This window comes from Enterovibrio gelatinilyticus, from assembly GCF_028683095.1.
GTDB lineage: Bacteria > Pseudomonadota > Gammaproteobacteria > Enterobacterales > Vibrionaceae > Enterovibrio > Enterovibrio gelatinilyticus.
Genome location: NZ_JAJUBC010000007.1, coordinates 130,419 through 145,764, shown reverse-complemented (window position 1 = coordinate 145,764; position 15,346 = coordinate 130,419). Strand labels below are relative to the sequence as shown.

The following is a 15,346-nucleotide window of genomic DNA, read 5'->3' as shown; positions in this document are numbered from 1 at the left end:
TTAAGCCTCCCTGCCAGTGTTCCGATAACGTTTAAGCCGGTCAGCATACCATTTACACGTATCGTCAATGCGGCCGTAATTGGCTCGATTAATGATTCTTGTGAATGCGCTTCGAGTTATACCCAACGCCTTTGCAAGCTCTGCATGTTGCGCATTAGGCTGACGCATCCAAACCGATAACGCGAATGCCATTTTGGTTGTCAGCGGTGTGATATGGTCATCAAGTAGAGAAAGAACCATGTGAGCGTCGCGAGCAAAGTCTTCGTCATTAGAGGAAAACGCCAATCTCTGGTTTTTCATGGCATCTAGATGGCGGCCTGATAGCAAGAAAGCATCAGAGTTATTGGCCATTCTCACAGGGAGTTGACGCTCGCTGGTTGGTGCAACAGCCAATGATAAACGGGCATCTTCGCCAAGGCTCTTCAGGGCAATGCGAATCGTCAGTGCCATGTTCAAAAGGTGTTCGGGGGAGCGAGTGTAGAGCTGAAATGCATCGCCACGATAGATCTCCCCCATCGTGTCGCTGTCACTGGCATCGGAACCAGCGCCATCAGGTATCAGGGAGTTATTGTTCGCTTGATGACCGGTTTCATGCTGACGAAACTGAGAGAAACAGCTTTCCAATGTGGCTAAACAGCCTTGGCGTGTGGACTCGCTCATCTCTGTCGAGCCCACGAGGTCGCCAGTCATCACTCCCGCATAGTGTATGTATTGAGTTTTCATGCATACCTTGAGTTACATTAATTGGTAACATATCTAAATGTTACGCTTTATTGTAACTTTGTCAAAGGTTACATTTTATCCAATTCACTTTTATGACTGCGCAGCCTTTGCACCTTCATTGTTTGCGGACATTCCAGGTGAAGGCACTTGCTGTTCTGCACTTTCTAATCGCGCATAGAGTTCAGCAAAGTGCTGAGCAAGCTTATGTTGAGGCGCAAAATGAACGAGCGGCTTTTGATGATAGTGCGACTCTTTCATCTTCACAGATTGAGGAATAAATGGTTCCAGCAGAGGTAAACCGAGTTCTCGTACGCGTTCGATAATCTGAGCGGGGAATTTCGCCTGCGCGTTAAACATATTTACGACCACCCCTTCGAGCGCCAAATTACGATTGTGATCGTCGCGAAGCTCCGCGAGGTTATCCATTAAGGTCAACAACGCCTGATGAGAAAATGTATCACAATCAAAAGGTATGAGCAGATTATGCGCCGCGATTAGACCCGCTTTGCTGTAGAAATTTAAATTTGGCGGCGTATCAATATATATCCGCTCATATTCACTCTCTAGTTCGTCGAGTGCTTCACGCAGTTTGTATATTTTATAGCGACGCTCTAACTCAGGCTCAAGAGCCGCAAGACGCGGGCTAGAAGGAATGATATCGAGATTTTCATAAGCGGTGGGCTGAGGAAATTGCTTAATCGGCGTCGAAACAGAAAACCATGACACGGTTTGGTCAAACAAGTCCGCCACCGTTTTGTCATTCTTGGCATTAATATCAATACCTAGGTAATGGCTACTGTTACCTTGAATATCTAAATCTATCAGCAGTGTTTTCTTACCACTGGCAGCACTGAGCGCTGCGAGGTTGACCGATATACTGGATTTACCAACACCGCCTTTTTGATTGAATATGATCCGTCTCATGATCTCTTCCTTTGTAAATAATAAAGAAGCACGACCACGAACTGTGCATATCTTCTAAAGATATCAGTTTGTTAAAGCAGAAAAATGAAGATAGCTCTCGATTAGCAGGATTCAGGTTCGGCCATAACAAAAAAGCCACCCGATTAAGATGGCTTTCAAAACGGAGATGCTAAGGGACGTCAGGATTTCCCTAACATTCGCTTAAGCGTAGCGTCTTTGTCGATAATATGGTGTTTTAAGGCACCCAGTACATGTAACGCCAACGTGACAATCACAATGTTGGCAAGGACTTCATGGGTCGTGTGGCCGATCTGCCCCAGCAGTTCATTCTTCTCGCCAGCAGTAATGAGAGTGAAACCAAAAACCCCCACATCACGCCCACCACCAATCGACATGGCTATCCCTGAAATGGGCATCAATAACGTGGCGAGTAGAAGTAAATGATGAACCCCAGCCGCGATTTTTTCCTGCCATCTCGGCGAGCCAGGAATAGAAGATATTGCACCTTCCTTAAAGCGCCATAACAAACGGGATGCCGCTAACACGAGAACCAATACGCCAAAGGATTTATGCAGACCGATAAGTTCTCCCTTTTCTGGGCCTTTCGGTAAATCTTCCACGTACAAGCCAAATGCTAGAACGGCGATAAAACTGATTGCAACTAACCAATGAAAGAAGATCGTCTGCTTGGATAATGATGACGAATTACTCATCGGTAAATCTCCTTATAAAGTAAAAGCTAATAAACGGTCATATTTTGCGCTCGCACTGGTCACTAATCAATCGCACCAACGTAAATTTAAGTAAAATATGAAAATACGTTGACCACCTCAAAAACCTAGACAACACCCTTCTGAACAATTGCCCTATTTATTCAAATGTGAGAGCCAGTTTGAACACCTAACGTCGTACAAAATGCCATACTTCCCTATTGTTAATTTGGTCTGATGGAGCTTTATCGATGAGTTTACGCATGCACTGGTCATTAATTTCTGTGGCCTTTTTCGCCTTTATTATTGCGTTTTCCTATCCCGTTTTTGCAAACACTGAGTCAATGCAAGCCACCTCAGAAGATCAAAATGCGGCTTCTGAAAAAATTGAAGACCGCATACTGGCGATTCATCAGGAACTCACGAAGTTGGTTTCTATGCAGAACCAAGTAGATGGCGAAGACAAGCTCGCAATGCAGCTTCAAATGTTTCAGAAAAATGAGCAACTGCGTGCCCTCATTGCCTCAAGCATAAACCGTGACGACGTAGCGAAGCCCTTTCTTATCAAACAGGTAAAACAGCAACAAGTTTATGCCAACGAAGCTATTCAATATCTGATCAAACGTTCATCAAGCCTTTCCCAGAAATTAAATGACGCCAAGAATGAAGAGGTCTTCGGTTTACTAGCAGAGTATGAAGAATCACGTAAATATCTAGATAGTATGTATGAAGAGCTATCACAAAACGTAGCATGGCTGAAAGAGCTCAACGCACTCGCCCCCCACGAAGAAGACAACTTAAAGCAAGAAGTTTCCCAACGTTCTGAACAACTCGCTGCAAATATCGAGTATCTAAGGCAACAGTTGAATGCTGAAGATGCGCAGCTAAAAGTTGCCCCTGAAGCAGAAAAAGCCAACCTTCAACTCAGTAAACTAGTCACTCAACGTCGAATGAGCATCACAACCGACAGCCTTAAGGTGATGATTGACCTGTCAGACGCTGAAGGGATCCCGACTGCTGAGTACAAACGATTATATTTTGAAGTGACAGGCAGCGTAACGCAGGATCTGCTTAGTGGCGATGTACTGCTCTCCATCGTAAAGACCTGGTCTAGCAAATTTTGGGGATGGTTACTCGAGAATGCGCCGCAGCACATTTTTCAACTCCTTGTCTTTTTAATCATTCTTTTTATTGCGCGCTTCATCGCCAATATTGCTCGAAAAGTGGTTAAGCGTGCCGTTGCCTCAAAGAACCTCAACTTTTCGTTACTCATGCAAGAGTTCTTCATTTCCATGTCTGGCAAGGGCGTGTGGTTTATAGGTATCCTGATCGCCTTGTCACAAGTGGGTTTGAACCTCACCCCAATTCTCACCGGTTTCGGTATTGCTGGTGTCATTATCGGTTTTGCGCTGCAAGATACGTTATCGAATTTCGCGGCGGGCATGATGCTGCTGATCTATCGCCCATTCGATGTCGGTGATTATGTTGCCGCAGGGGGGGTCGAAGGCAAGGTTAGCCACATGAGTTTGGTCAACACGACGATTAAAACCTTTGATAATCAAATCATCATCGTGCCTAACAGCAAGATTTGGGGAGATGTTATCAAGAACGTCACCCATGAACGCGTTCGACGCGTCGATATGGTATTTGGCGTCAGCTATAGCGATAGCATCCCCCACGTTGAAGACGTACTCAATGACATTGTGACAAACCACCCTGCTGTTCTTCGAGCTCCAGAACCCATGATCAAAGTTCATGTGCTCAATAACTCTTCTGTGGATTTTATTGTTCGCCCTTGGGTAAAAACAGACGACTATTGGGATGTGTACTGGGACGTCACGCGGGAGGTGAAAATCCGCTTCGACAAGGAAGGAATTTCTATTCCATTCCCACAACAAGATGTGCATCTACATATGCAAAATGATCACGCACTCCCTTCGCAACCCAAAGACGGTTAATACGCTTTAAGTCCGTAAGGCGAATGAAACGATCAAAAAAGGGAGCATATTCGCTCCCTTTTCTCTAACTTTTGATTTTTGACTTTGGCCTTTGGCTCAGTATTCTTTGTCGTTTGTATCACTCAAAAAGCGTCGTGCGTTGATGCACCACGTCTAAGTTCTGGATGTAATTTGCACTCTTCTTAAGCAAGAACTAAGCGGTATTTTTCACTTTTGACTCTGCAATGTTATTCAGCAGACTGTTGTTTTCCATGATGTATTCACAATCACTTTGCTCAACAACCTCAAAGCCCAATCGTATATACAAATCTCGAGCCGGATTGGTTTTTATCACGCTTAACCTTATGCGAGATGCAGATTCACTTGCAGAGCTCAACAATCGTTCAAGCACGGTATAACCGATGCCTCGGTTCTGGTAGTCAGGGTGCACTTGCAACTGAACGAGGTACCACTGATTTTGGTCTTCGATAAATTCCGCTTTGAATAAGCCAACTGGGATGTCACTCACCGTGATGATTTCCGCGCAGTCAAACTTATAGTTAATGCGCGTTAAATGAGCTTCATCAGAGGTTGGCATACCCGCCGCTTCAAGATACTGCTGCATGGTTAGCTTTCGCAGCGACATAAGAAACGAAATATCACTGTTTAGCGCTTTTCTTAACCGGATATCCATGACGATCACTTCCTTTCGCGAATCAAGCAGATTGAGTGAAGTCGGGGGAATCCTCTGGTTTCAACGGTACGACGGGGGCAGGAGTCGGTTCAGTTTCTTCTGGCTTGGTCAGCACTTCATCAGCTTTCTTTTCTGCTTCCTCTATGATTTCACTGCCCTTTTCTTTGCTCTTATTCCAAAGGTCACTACTTTTTTCTTTGGCACTGTCCCATAAATCAGAACTACCTTCTTCTGCTTTATCAATCAGTTCACCGCTCTTCTCTTTCGTTGCATCCCACGCACTGCCGCCTGCGTCTTTCGCTGAATCCCACGCTTCTGCCGCTGACTCTTTTGCTTTATCCCAGCTACTTTCTTCCGCATTCGCCGCTATGGGCAAACACAATAGCAAGGTAAATAAAATCGATGTGATTTTCATATTCATGCTCCTATCCTTTGGTGACACCAAGCCTCTATCTTACTGTGTGTTCGAAATACGGCATGCTAATACAGACCGCAACGACACCTAAAAGTGTCCTTTAATGCAATGACAAATGTAATACTACACATGGTCACAGTTCAAGCAACAATAAAACAGCGTTCATAATTATTCAAGATAGACGATAAACCAAGCTTTCGTTGCACCTCCAAACACAAAAACGCCATCGATGGATGGCGTTGATGTCGGTGAACTAAACAAACAAGCTCGCGCAGAAGTTAATCGCTATCAGGCACCGAGCGCTTCGCAGGACCGTCATACGTCCACAGTAAGTCTCGAGGGATTGGGCCTTTGTTTCTGCCACCTTGTTGTGTCTGCTCCCAAGCGTGCGCCAGTATTCCTACTGAACGAGATAAACAAAACAACCCTCTGGCAAGCTCAGGAGCAACACCAAGTTCTGCGTAAATCACAGCCGTTGCCCCATCAATGTTCATCGGGATTTTCTTCCCTTTCTCCTGTTCAAGTTGTAATTCGACTTGTTGAGCTATCGCCAAATAACGCCCTTCTACCACACCATCCGTTTTCGTGCCTTCTACCACCGCCATTAAACGCGGTGCTCTTGGATCGACAGGATGGAAACGGTGGCCAAAACCGGGGATGAACTTACCGAACAGCTCGCGCTGTTTCTCAAGCCCTTTTTGCGTAGCAACGACAACATCAACACCATCATTTTTCGCAATGTCATCAATCATTTGATACAAGGCCATGGCCTGCTCACCCGCACCGCCATGCACATCGCCCAACACATTCACCGCAGACGCCATCGCATTGTTCAAACCAACGCCACAGGTTGCTGCCATGCGCGCAATCGCAATACTTGGCGCTTGTGGGCCATGATCAACGGCGGACATTAACGCGGCATCGAGCAATTTCGCTTTTTCTGGCGAAGGCAGAGAACCTTGCGTCATCAACCAAATCATTTGGGTAAAGCTGACGTTGCCAATGAGATCTTCTATCGGATACCCGTAATAGCCAATCTCCCCCGGCGTCATATCGATAATGTCTGTACGCCACCAATCAGCAACCGCTTTTTCTGGGCCGTTAGTCGGTCGTCGAATACTCATACTGCGCCCTCTGCTCGAAACGTTTTAATGTCGTCATCGCTAAACCCGAGCTCAGAGAGAATATCAGCGCTGTGTTCACCCAATTGGGGTGGCGGCGATTCCACTTTAGGGCGTTTTCCATCCACAAGAAAACCCGTCCTAACGATATGAACATCTCTTCTTATACCGTCCACGTCATCAAATGTCCCTTCGAAATCACGTTGTTTTACTTGCTCTAGATTTAGAGCCTGCGGCACAGTGAGCACGCGCCCTGCAGGCACGCCAATGGCATTGAGCTTTTGTTCCCAGACTTCGGCAGAATCCGTTGAAAACGCATCTTCAAGAATCTCTGTCAACACAGCGCGATGTTTGAGCCTTGCTTGTCGCTCGTTGAATCGCGGATCAACTTTTAACTCTGCTCGCCCTAACAAATCACAAATGGCTTCGAACTGTTCCTGCTTATTCGCAGCAATATTAATGAGACCATCACCAGTTTTAAAAGCGCCTGAAGGGCTTGCCGTCACATTGTCATTGCCCATAGGCTGAGGTTCACGACCTGCGACGAGGAAGTTAGATACAGCCCAGCCCATCGTCGCGAGCGTTGACTCCAGCATGGACACATCAATAAAGCAGCCCTTACCAGTGTGTGCCCTCCCTGCCAATGCAGAAGAAATCGCAAAGGCCGCGGTAATTCCACCAATGGTATCGGCAATGGGATAACCAACACGGTAAGGTGCATTATCCGGTGCGCCGGTTATTGACATCACACCCGACATGCCTTGAATAATTTGGTCATACGCTGGCAAATTTTTCATGGGGCCATCAGCGCCATAACCCGAAATCGCGCAGTAAATCAGCTTGGGATTTACGGATTTCAACACATCGTAATCAAGCCCCAAACGCGCCATGACACCCGGTCGGAAGTTCTCCACTAACACATCAGCAGATTCAACCAGCTTTTTGAGCACGGCTTTGCCGTCAGGGTGTTTGAGATTGACGGTGATAGAACGTTTTCCTGAGTTTTGAGCGAGAAAGGAAATGCCCATTTTCTCGCGGTTTAAATCCGCATCGGCACCCAATTGACGCGCAAGATCCCCACTGTGGGGGACCTCCACTTTTATGACTTCCGCACCTAAATGCGCCAACTGATGGCAGGCGAATGGGCCTGCCAGTACGTTGGTTAAATCCAGTACCCTAAAGCATGACAATGCATCGTGCATGCGTCCTCCTAACCGTCATTACGATCGACTTGTGCTTTATTAGGCTGCAGTTTGATACCGACCCCCATTTTGTCGAGCACGCGTCGAATCAGGGGCAGCAACAATACAAAGATTGAAATACACATAATGGTTAGCGTTAACGGACGATCCCACAGGAAGCTCAAACTGCCATCAGAGATAATCAATGCGCGACTCAGGTTGTTTTCCATAATGCCACCCAGTATGAAGCCAAGTAGCATTGGCGCCATTGGGAAGTCGAGCAACTTAAGGAATATCGCCACCACAGTAATCAACACCATCATATTGATATCGAAAGTGTTGAAACTCACCAAGTACACACCGGTGATGGAGAAGAACAAAATCAACGGGATCAAGATGGGGCGCGGAATGGCCAACAAGCGCGAAATGTACGGAATCAGTGGGAGGTTCAGGATCAATAACACCAAGTTACCGAAGTACATGGATATAATCACCGACCAGAACACATCAGGATTATCAATAAACAAACGTGGCCCCGGCTGAATACCATAGGCAATCAACGCACCCAGCATGATAGCCGTTGTGCCTGAGCCAGGAATTCCCAAGGTTAACAAGGGCACAAATGAACCTGTGGATGCTGCGTTGTTTGCTGACTCTGGTGCTGCCAATCCGCGCAGTGCACCTTTACCAAATTTCTCTTTCAGACGCTTTGGCGCGAGGTTACGTTCAAGCCCATAAGCAAGGAATGACGCAATCGTCGCGCCTGCCCCCGGCAAAACACCGACGATAAAGCCGAAGATCGAAGAACGCGCCACGGTCGGTGCCACTTCTTTTACTTCTTCTTTTGACAGTTTCATGCTGCCGAGCGCCGCCATGTCCATGTCCGCTTCTTTTTCTTTGTGCTGCCCTTTCATCACTGTGGTGACAACTTCTGCCAATGCAAACGTCGCCATCGCGAGCAATAAGAAACTGATGCCATCCACCAAATCGATATTGTTAAAAGTAAATCGCGGTGCGCCTGTTATCGCATCCGTACCAATCGTGGCAATCATCAATCCAAATACAGTCATCGCCATGGCTTTCAACACTTGGCCTTTGCCCGCAAAGGCAGAAACGGCGGTAAGACCGAGGATCATCAGTGCAAAGTAGTCAGAAGATTGAAAACTGAGTGAAACCGAGGCCAAAGCAGGCGCCGCGAAAAGCAGGATAATTGCACCAATCGTGCCGCCAGTGAACGACGAGTACGCCGCCAACGCTAACGCTTTACCTGCTTGGCGTTGTTGCGCCATTGGGTAGCCATCAAACGCAGTAACAACCGTGCTTGCACAACCTGGCGCGTTAATCAGGATGGAAGACGTAGAGCCCCCAAATACCGCACCGTAATACACACCCGCCATCAAGATGATGCCAGACGCAGGATCAAGGCCGTAAGTAATTGGGATCATTAACGCAACCGCAGAAATAGGGCCAAGACCCGGCAGCATGCCAATGAAGGTGCCAGCGAAACAGCCAACGACGACCATCATGAGGTTGAACGGCATTAAGGCAGTGCCTAAGCCGGTTGAGATTCCTTCCCACATCTTCTTAACCTCCTAAAACTTGTGTAAAGAAGCGACCCGGTGCGAGATAGATATCCAACAACTTCGCAAGAATAAACCAGATGCCGACAGCAAAAGGCACGGATGCAATGAACAGCATTTTTGGACGGCGTTCACCAAGGATCCAATATCCGCCCACCAAAAACAGAATCGTCGACAACATAAAGCCCACCCATTCAAGGGCGAAAGCAAAAATCATAATCAGGATGAGAAGCTTCGCCACCAGCAAGAAATCAAGCCCAGCCACAGAGAGCTTGCTAGCAACGTCTCGACGCGCCGTCACCAACATTAAAAATCCTAGAATTCCGCCCAACCAAGATAGGAAGATAGGCAGAGTTTGCGCATTAAACGGTTCATATTCATCGCCAGGAAACATTGGTATTTCACGCGCATAAACACCGTATGCCACTGAAAGACAGAGAAAGACGAGACCACCGATATGGTCTTTAGTGACAACCATCTGACACTCCTTGATACAACAACAAACGAGCAAGCCCGTCAGAAATAAGAACGCCGAGTCCTAGGCCTAGTGCTAAGAACCCGGCGTGTTTTTCATGATTAACGTAGGAAACCAAGTTCCTTCATCAAACTGCCCACTTCTTGTTCTTGACCTTCAAGGAAGGTAACGAACTCAGCACGTGGTTTGAAGATTTCAGTCCAACCATTGCGGTCACGAACTTCCACCCATTCATCAGTTGTGTACATTTTCTCGAGCGTTTGTGCGTATTCATCCGCTTGGGCATCAGACAAACCAGGCGCACCGAAGAAACCACGCCAGTTAACAAAGCTCGCGTCATAACCTTGTTCTTTCAAGGTCGGTACATCTGGTGCAGCAGGAGAACGCTCATCGCTGGTGATAGCAAGAATGCGTACTTCACCTGCATTTTTCAGCGCCAATGCTTCACTAAAGCCTGTAGAAAGCACTTGAGTTTCACCAGAAAGCATACCCGCCATGGCTTTACCGCCCGCATCATACGCCACGTATTTCACACGTTTAGGATCACCGCCTGCCGCTTTAAATGCCATCGCAGCAACGAGGTGGTCCATGCCACCACGTGATGAACCGCCAGCAACTGCCACTGAGCGAGGGTTTTCGTTATAGTCAGCCACGATTTCTTTGAAGCTGTTGTACTTAGAATCTTTAGGCACAACAAAAGCGGCGTAATCGCCAATCGTCGCGGCAATAGGTGTCAAATCGCGGAAAGATTGTGGGAAAACTTTAGAAAGAGAGCGAATGACAATAGGCGTTGAATTAACCATTAACGTGTTGTCTGATTGCTCCGCAACTTCAATCAAGTGTGCAATCGCTTTACCACCGCCACCACCAGACATGTTTTCGTAAGATACCGTTTCTACTAAGCCAGATTTAGACAGGGCTTCACCCGTACCACGAGCAGTACCATCCCAGCCACCACCAGCACCGCCTGGAATGAGGAAGTGAACTTCTTCTACCGCAGCCGAAGCTACACCCGCCGTCATTGCAGATGTCAGCGCAATCGCAGCAACGATAGCGCGCTTTTTAGCGAACAATTTTGAAAACATACATATTTCCTTGTGTCGTTCCGTCCTTTGGACGCGTTAATTATTCTTGTCTTAATTGACTGTTGTCCTACCCATTCAACCTATTAACTGATCGGCCACTTGGAAACCTTGTGGATTTAATGTTTTTTTAAACTATAAAAAGCATTATGTTCATATTGTTCACTTGCGTGACAGACCACAAAGAATCATCATTTCAACAAGATAGATAATGCCGCTACCATTAAGTTATAAGGTTGTTATCAAGGCGCATTCAAATCTATGTTTTCACTTCGCTCTCTCAAGCTCAAAACCCGCATGATGCTCATCTTGGGCCTGATGGCCCTGCTACAAACTGGATTGATTGGCTTATTTGCATTGGGATACCTCAGCCATTCTCTGGATGAGCAAATCGGCCAACGCGCCCTACACGTTGCAAAGACCATCGCCGCTATACCCGAAGTCGTTGACGCTGTAGATAACCGTGACAGCGAATTCCTGCAAACGCTGACTCTCGAACTCGCCGACATCAACGATGCGCGCTTCGTGGTGATAGGAGATAGAAACGGGATTCGACTTGCACACCCTTCATGGAAACGTTTGGGAAAACCCATGTATGACGATGATGGTGATTACAACGAGCCCGCCCTTCTCTATGGAAAACCTTACATCCAAAAGGCGATAGGAAGCCTTGGCGCATCCGTACGCGGAAAAGCGCCAATCTTTGATGCGAGCCACGAGAACGTCATTGGTATTATTTCTGTCGGCTTTATGCTCGACACTGTGGAAGGCATTATCGACAGGTACAGAAACACCCTGTACATGGTGATCGTACTGAGTTTCGGCTTGAGCGTGCTCACTGGGCTTTGGTTTGCCTCACACTTCAAGAAGGCGATTTTTGGGCTGGAGCCAGAGCAAATTGGACGCCTCTTTCAGGAACGAAACGCAACGCTAGAGTCTATTAGAGAAGGGATTATCGCAGTGAACGGCGAAGGCAACATCACCACGTTCAACCGTGCTGCCATAGATACCTTAGGGTTGGATGCCAATACCAAACTTACAGGGCGCCCCATCGAAGAAGTGCTTCCCGACAGCCGTTTAATGGATGTACTTCGAACGGGCACACCACAAATCGACAAAGACGTATGGCTGCAAGACAGAAACCTTATCGTCAATCGTCTTCCTGTGCTGCAAGATGGTAGCATTACTGGGGTTGTATCAAGCTTTAGGCGCAAAGACGAGCTTGATGCAATCAGTAAAAAACTCAGTCAAATCGAGCAATATGCTGATACATTGCGCAGCCAATCCCACGAGTATTCGAACAAACTTCACACCATTGCAGGCTTAATCGAACTTGGCGCGAACGACGAAGCCCTGGCGTTGATTGGTCAAGAAACCCAAAGCCACCAAGCCTTAATTCAACTGCTTGTGGAAGCTGTCCCTGATCCTATCCTCGCAGGGTGTATGCTGGGCAAATACAACCGAGCCAAGGAGCTGGGGTTGCACCTAGAAATTGACCCAGAAAGCAGCATGAAGGAGATTCCTGATCACATCCCTCGAGAAGAGATCGTGAGCATTATAGGTAACTTGATAGACAATGCCTTAGAAGCCACATTGAAAAATCAACGTACCGATGTACGACTATCAATGACAGACTTGGGAAATGATCTGATTTTCGAAATTGAAGATGAAGGCTCCGGTATCCCAGAGCATGAGCAAGATAGCATTTTTCGTAAAGGCGTCACGACGAAACAAGGCGAAGGACATGGATTTGGACTTCATCTTGTCGAGAAACTACTGCAAAAGCTGGGGGGCACTATTTTGCTCGAACCCACAGTTCACAAAGGAAGTCGCTTCACCGTATACATTCCCAAAGCTAGGGCGACGATCAACAACTAAAATAACGTAACGTACGAGAAACTAGGAAAAAAGGATAATGCTGTACCTATGACTCAAAGTATCCGCGTTGTTATCGCTGAAGATGACGTTCAAATCGCTGAGATTCAAAAACGCTTCCTAGACCGTATTGACGGTGTAGAACTCGTCGGTATCGCCCATTCATTGGAGGATGCTGAAGACCTCGTTGAAGTATTTAAACCAGAACTGCTGTTGTTAGATAATCATTTCCCAAAAGGAACAGGGCTAGATTTACTGCGAAAACTACGGGCCAACAACTGCGCCACAGATGTCATTCTCATCACCGCAGCCAAAGAAGTTGATACGCTAAGAGAAGCCCTTCGCAGTGGCGTTTTCTACTACATTCTCAAACCCTTAGTGTTTGAGCGCTTGCAAGAAGTCATTGGACAATATGCTGCCCACCTAGAGAAACTTAGAGCGATGGAATCGCTTGCCCAAACGGATGTCGACACACTTCTTCCGCAACGAATGACGTCCGTACCAACGGTCGATAATTCCACCAGCAACAATCTCCCGCGTCTCCCGAAAGGCATTGACGTTATTACGCTCGATAAAATTCGCGCCGTGTTTGCTGACTTAGAGGGCTCGCTCAATGCTGAAGAAGTGGGCAACTTAATTGGTGCAAGCCGCACAACTGCACGTCGCTACCTCGAATATATGGTTAGCACGTTAGAGCTAGAAGCGCAGGTTAACTATGGCAGTGTCGGACGACCCGAAAGGCGTTACATTGGTGTGAGCTAAGTGGGTGTGAACTAAATAGGTATGAACTAAACTGGGAAGCAGTAGCGATAAAACGTTGTTGGCCATTGCCAAGTGATAAAAAAAATCACCGCCAATGCCATATCAAACAGCAACGACAGTGATTATCACTTTCCAGGCTAGATCGGCTCGTTAAACCGTCACACCTGCTTTAATGCCTTTCGGGTTGGCACCATATATATTGTCTTCGTGACTGTCCTGCACGAGGAAAACCAGCATCACAATGGCACCAACCAAAGGGATTAAAACAATCAACTGCCACCAACCACTTCGTCCAGTATCATGAAGCCTTCTGGCTGTCAGACTGATACTTGGGATAAGCAAGACCAAAGAGAAGATCAAAGATAGAAACACACTCCCCAAGATTTGATCAACAATAGTGAGAGCAATAGAGAAAATCAGATAGAACAGGATAAACATCCAATACTCTTTTCTTCTCGCTCTCCCAGAAAATACTGCAAAGTTTTTTAGTGCTAATAAGAAATAGCTCATCACCAACCTCCGTGTCGTTAACGACTTTTTTAGTAAATGTATAAATCCCAAAACCACATACAACTGATTTAGCATGTGATTTTGGGGATGATACCAACACGTCGCTAAGACTTTCTGACCAAGAATTGGGAATTAGTCGTATTTGTGCTAGAGACACAATGCAACTGACAAACCCAATAATAACTGGATTCGCAAAGGCGATGATATGCGTGTGGCTAAGTGGCCTTAGTGCGTTTATGTGAGGCAGTTTGTAGAAATGAACGCCAAAATATTCAGTTATAGTGCGTTAAGATGAATTGTCTCGCCTTGTCTTACCGTGCGGTTTAAGCTGGTTTCACGATTCATTAGGAACCAATCTCATGACCGCCACCCGCTCAGTGACAACGTCACTACCAAGTACCTTTAGACACAGAGATTTTCTCGCATTCCACCAACGTGACAAAACGGAATTAGCAGAGAAAGTGGACGGTAACCTACTTCGTAAAGGCATGCTGATTAATGGTGTAACTTGTTGTTTGAGTCTGGAACTAAATGATGACTACGCACGACTAGAACTCGATGCCGATGCGGAGACACCTCCGCTTGATAACGCATCACTAATGTCGCTACTCATACACATGTTAGGGCTCAATCAAGATATCGAGACCTTTGAAAGCCAGTACCATTCCCACCCTGAGATTTCTCGCTTGCTGGCACATCATAGCGGCTTAAGGATTCCCCAAACAGTCACGCCCTTTGAAGCGATTACTTGGGCGATTACAGGGCAACTGATCAGCGTGGAAGCGGCAGTTTCCATTCGTCGACGACTCATAGAAACGACGGGTAAGCCACACAGTAGTGGCATTTGGTGTTCTCCAGACCCAAATACGCTCGCCGCGACAGACATTGATACCTATCGCAGCTGTGGGTATTCCAATAGTAAAGCCACGACCATTCAGCGTGTTGCCCAAATGCTGGTAGATAATGAACTCGATCTATCCCTAAGCGCTAACCCCCTCGCCGTCTCACGAGACCTTCTTTCCATTAAAGGCGTTGGCCCTTGGACTGTCAGTTATACCTTGCTGCGAGGCTTTGGCTATTTGGATGGCTCATTACATGGCGATGTAGCGGTACGAAGAAACCTGCAACAGTTGCTTGACTGTGACGAAAAACCTTCAGAAAAGGAAACGCAGGCTTGGCTTAATGACTTTTCACCGTGGCGTGCTTTAGTCGCCGCGCACCTATGGGCCATGCAATCTGAGCAAGGATACTGACACTTTGGTCATAAAACGTTGTTGATGAAGAGCTTGAATCGTATAAAACGCTAACGATTTGGTTGTGAAAGCAGCAGTCAAACTGTTAGATAGGTCACAGTTGC

General features: G+C 46.8%; 15 protein-coding genes. 4 read left to right on the top strand and 11 right to left on the bottom strand.

The window, feature by feature from the left end:
* The 3 genes from LRP50_RS08255 to LRP50_RS08245 form a co-directional block, all read right to left on the bottom strand.
* Positions 1-723: a winged helix-turn-helix domain-containing protein gene (locus LRP50_RS08255; RefSeq protein WP_274163985.1), complete on the bottom strand. Its 723-nt coding sequence runs from the start codon at positions 721-723 to the stop codon at positions 1-3.
* Between the two features lie 90 nt (positions 724-813).
* Entirely contained in the window at positions 814-1,647 is an 834-nt protein-coding gene (locus LRP50_RS08250; RefSeq protein WP_274163984.1) for a ParA family protein, read from the bottom strand.
* Between the two features lie 179 nt (positions 1,648-1,826).
* On the bottom strand, positions 1,827-2,360 hold the full coding sequence (locus LRP50_RS08245; RefSeq protein WP_274163983.1) for a cytochrome b: 534 nt from the start codon (positions 2,358-2,360) through the stop codon (positions 1,827-1,829).
* A 248-nt stretch (positions 2,361-2,608) separates the two neighbouring features.
* Between LRP50_RS08245 and LRP50_RS08240 the strand changes: the two genes are divergently transcribed.
* A complete protein-coding gene (locus tag LRP50_RS08240; RefSeq protein WP_274163982.1) occupies positions 2,609-4,315 on the top strand; it encodes a mechanosensitive ion channel domain-containing protein in 1,707 nt (568 codons plus the stop codon).
* 193 nt (positions 4,316-4,508) lie between these two features.
* On the opposite strand, the gene LRP50_RS08235 is transcribed toward LRP50_RS08240, so the two are convergent.
* The 7 genes from LRP50_RS08235 to LRP50_RS08205 form a co-directional block, all read right to left on the bottom strand.
* Complete coding sequence (locus tag LRP50_RS08235; protein ID WP_274163981.1) at positions 4,509-4,988, bottom strand: GNAT family N-acetyltransferase; 480 nt, start codon at positions 4,986-4,988, stop codon at positions 4,509-4,511.
* Between the two features lie 22 nt (positions 4,989-5,010).
* A complete protein-coding gene (locus tag LRP50_RS08230; protein ID WP_274163980.1) occupies positions 5,011-5,409 on the bottom strand; it encodes an ATP synthase subunit B family protein in 399 nt (132 codons plus the stop codon).
* Positions 5,410-5,681: 272 nt separating this feature from the next.
* Positions 5,682-6,527, bottom strand: a complete 846-nt coding sequence (locus tag LRP50_RS08225; RefSeq protein WP_274163979.1) for a citryl-CoA lyase — start codon at positions 6,525-6,527, stop codon at positions 5,682-5,684.
* Positions 6,524-7,726 carry a CaiB/BaiF CoA transferase family protein gene (locus tag LRP50_RS08220; RefSeq protein ID WP_274163978.1) on the bottom strand — a complete coding sequence of 401 codons (1,203 nt, stop codon included), beginning with the start codon at positions 7,724-7,726 and terminating at the stop codon, positions 6,524-6,526. The genes LRP50_RS08225 and LRP50_RS08220 overlap by 4 nt, the downstream gene beginning before the upstream one ends.
* Positions 7,727-7,734: 8 nt before the next feature.
* The gene (locus LRP50_RS08215; RefSeq protein WP_274163977.1) at positions 7,735-9,285 is read right to left on the bottom strand and encodes a tripartite tricarboxylate transporter permease; all 1,551 of its coding nucleotides are present in this window, start codon (positions 9,283-9,285) and stop codon (positions 7,735-7,737) included.
* Between the two features lie 4 nt (positions 9,286-9,289).
* Positions 9,290-9,763: a tripartite tricarboxylate transporter TctB family protein gene (locus LRP50_RS08210; RefSeq protein ID WP_274163976.1), complete on the bottom strand. Its 474-nt coding sequence runs from the start codon at positions 9,761-9,763 to the stop codon at positions 9,290-9,292.
* 98 nt (positions 9,764-9,861) lie between these two features.
* A complete protein-coding gene (locus LRP50_RS08205) occupies positions 9,862-10,845 on the bottom strand; it encodes a tripartite tricarboxylate transporter substrate binding protein (RefSeq protein WP_274163975.1) in 984 nt (327 codons plus the stop codon).
* Positions 10,846-11,103: 258 nt separating this feature from the next.
* Here LRP50_RS08205 and LRP50_RS08200 point away from each other — a divergent pair, with 258 nt between their 5' ends.
* Positions 11,104-12,720, top strand: a complete 1,617-nt coding sequence (locus tag LRP50_RS08200) for an ATP-binding protein (protein ID WP_274163974.1) — start codon at positions 11,104-11,106, stop codon at positions 12,718-12,720.
* 48 nt (positions 12,721-12,768) lie between these two features.
* Positions 12,769-13,479: a response regulator gene (locus tag LRP50_RS08195; RefSeq protein WP_274163973.1), complete on the top strand. Its 711-nt coding sequence runs from the start codon at positions 12,769-12,771 to the stop codon at positions 13,477-13,479.
* A 150-nt stretch (positions 13,480-13,629) separates the two neighbouring features.
* Here the strand turns inward: LRP50_RS08195 and LRP50_RS08190 are convergent, their stop codons facing one another.
* Complete coding sequence (locus LRP50_RS08190) at positions 13,630-13,989, bottom strand: DUF805 domain-containing protein (protein WP_274163972.1); 360 nt, start codon at positions 13,987-13,989, stop codon at positions 13,630-13,632.
* Positions 13,990-14,348: 359 nt separating this feature from the next.
* Between LRP50_RS08190 and LRP50_RS08185 the strand changes: the two genes are divergently transcribed.
* Positions 14,349-15,242: a DNA-3-methyladenine glycosylase family protein gene (locus tag LRP50_RS08185; RefSeq protein WP_274163971.1), complete on the top strand. Its 894-nt coding sequence runs from the start codon at positions 14,349-14,351 to the stop codon at positions 15,240-15,242.
* Positions 15,243-15,346: the final 104 nt, after the last annotated feature.

Coding starts and splice junctions, on each gene's coding strand:
- LRP50_RS08255 (WP_274163985.1), bottom strand. CDS start 723: ATGAAAACTCAATACATACACTATGCGGGAGTGATGACTGGCGACCTC.
- LRP50_RS08250 (WP_274163984.1), bottom strand. CDS start 1,647: ATGAGACGGATCATATTCAATCAAAAAGGCGGTGTTGGTAAATCCAGT.
- LRP50_RS08245 (WP_274163983.1), bottom strand. CDS start 2,360: ATGAGTAATTCGTCATCATTATCCAAGCAGACGATCTTCTTTCATTGG.
- LRP50_RS08240 (WP_274163982.1), top strand. CDS start 2,609: ATGAGTTTACGCATGCACTGGTCATTAATTTCTGTGGCCTTTTTCGCC.
- LRP50_RS08235 (WP_274163981.1), bottom strand. CDS start 4,988: ATGGATATCCGGTTAAGAAAAGCGCTAAACAGTGATATTTCGTTTCTT.
- LRP50_RS08230 (WP_274163980.1), bottom strand. CDS start 5,409: ATGAATATGAAAATCACATCGATTTTATTTACCTTGCTATTGTGTTTG.
- LRP50_RS08225 (WP_274163979.1), bottom strand. CDS start 6,527: ATGAGTATTCGACGACCGACTAACGGCCCAGAAAAAGCGGTTGCTGAT.
- LRP50_RS08220 (WP_274163978.1), bottom strand. CDS start 7,726: ATGCACGATGCATTGTCATGCTTTAGGGTACTGGATTTAACCAACGTA.
- LRP50_RS08215 (WP_274163977.1), bottom strand. CDS start 9,285: ATGTGGGAAGGAATCTCAACCGGCTTAGGCACTGCCTTAATGCCGTTC.
- LRP50_RS08210 (WP_274163976.1), bottom strand. CDS start 9,763: ATGGTTGTCACTAAAGACCATATCGGTGGTCTCGTCTTTCTCTGTCTT.
- LRP50_RS08205 (WP_274163975.1), bottom strand. CDS start 10,845: ATGTTTTCAAAATTGTTCGCTAAAAAGCGCGCTATCGTTGCTGCGATT.
- LRP50_RS08200 (WP_274163974.1), top strand. CDS start 11,104: ATGTTTTCACTTCGCTCTCTCAAGCTCAAAACCCGCATGATGCTCATC.
- LRP50_RS08195 (WP_274163973.1), top strand. CDS start 12,769: ATGACTCAAAGTATCCGCGTTGTTATCGCTGAAGATGACGTTCAAATC.
- LRP50_RS08190 (WP_274163972.1), bottom strand. CDS start 13,989: ATGAGCTATTTCTTATTAGCACTAAAAAACTTTGCAGTATTTTCTGGG.
- LRP50_RS08185 (WP_274163971.1), top strand. CDS start 14,349: ATGACCGCCACCCGCTCAGTGACAACGTCACTACCAAGTACCTTTAGA.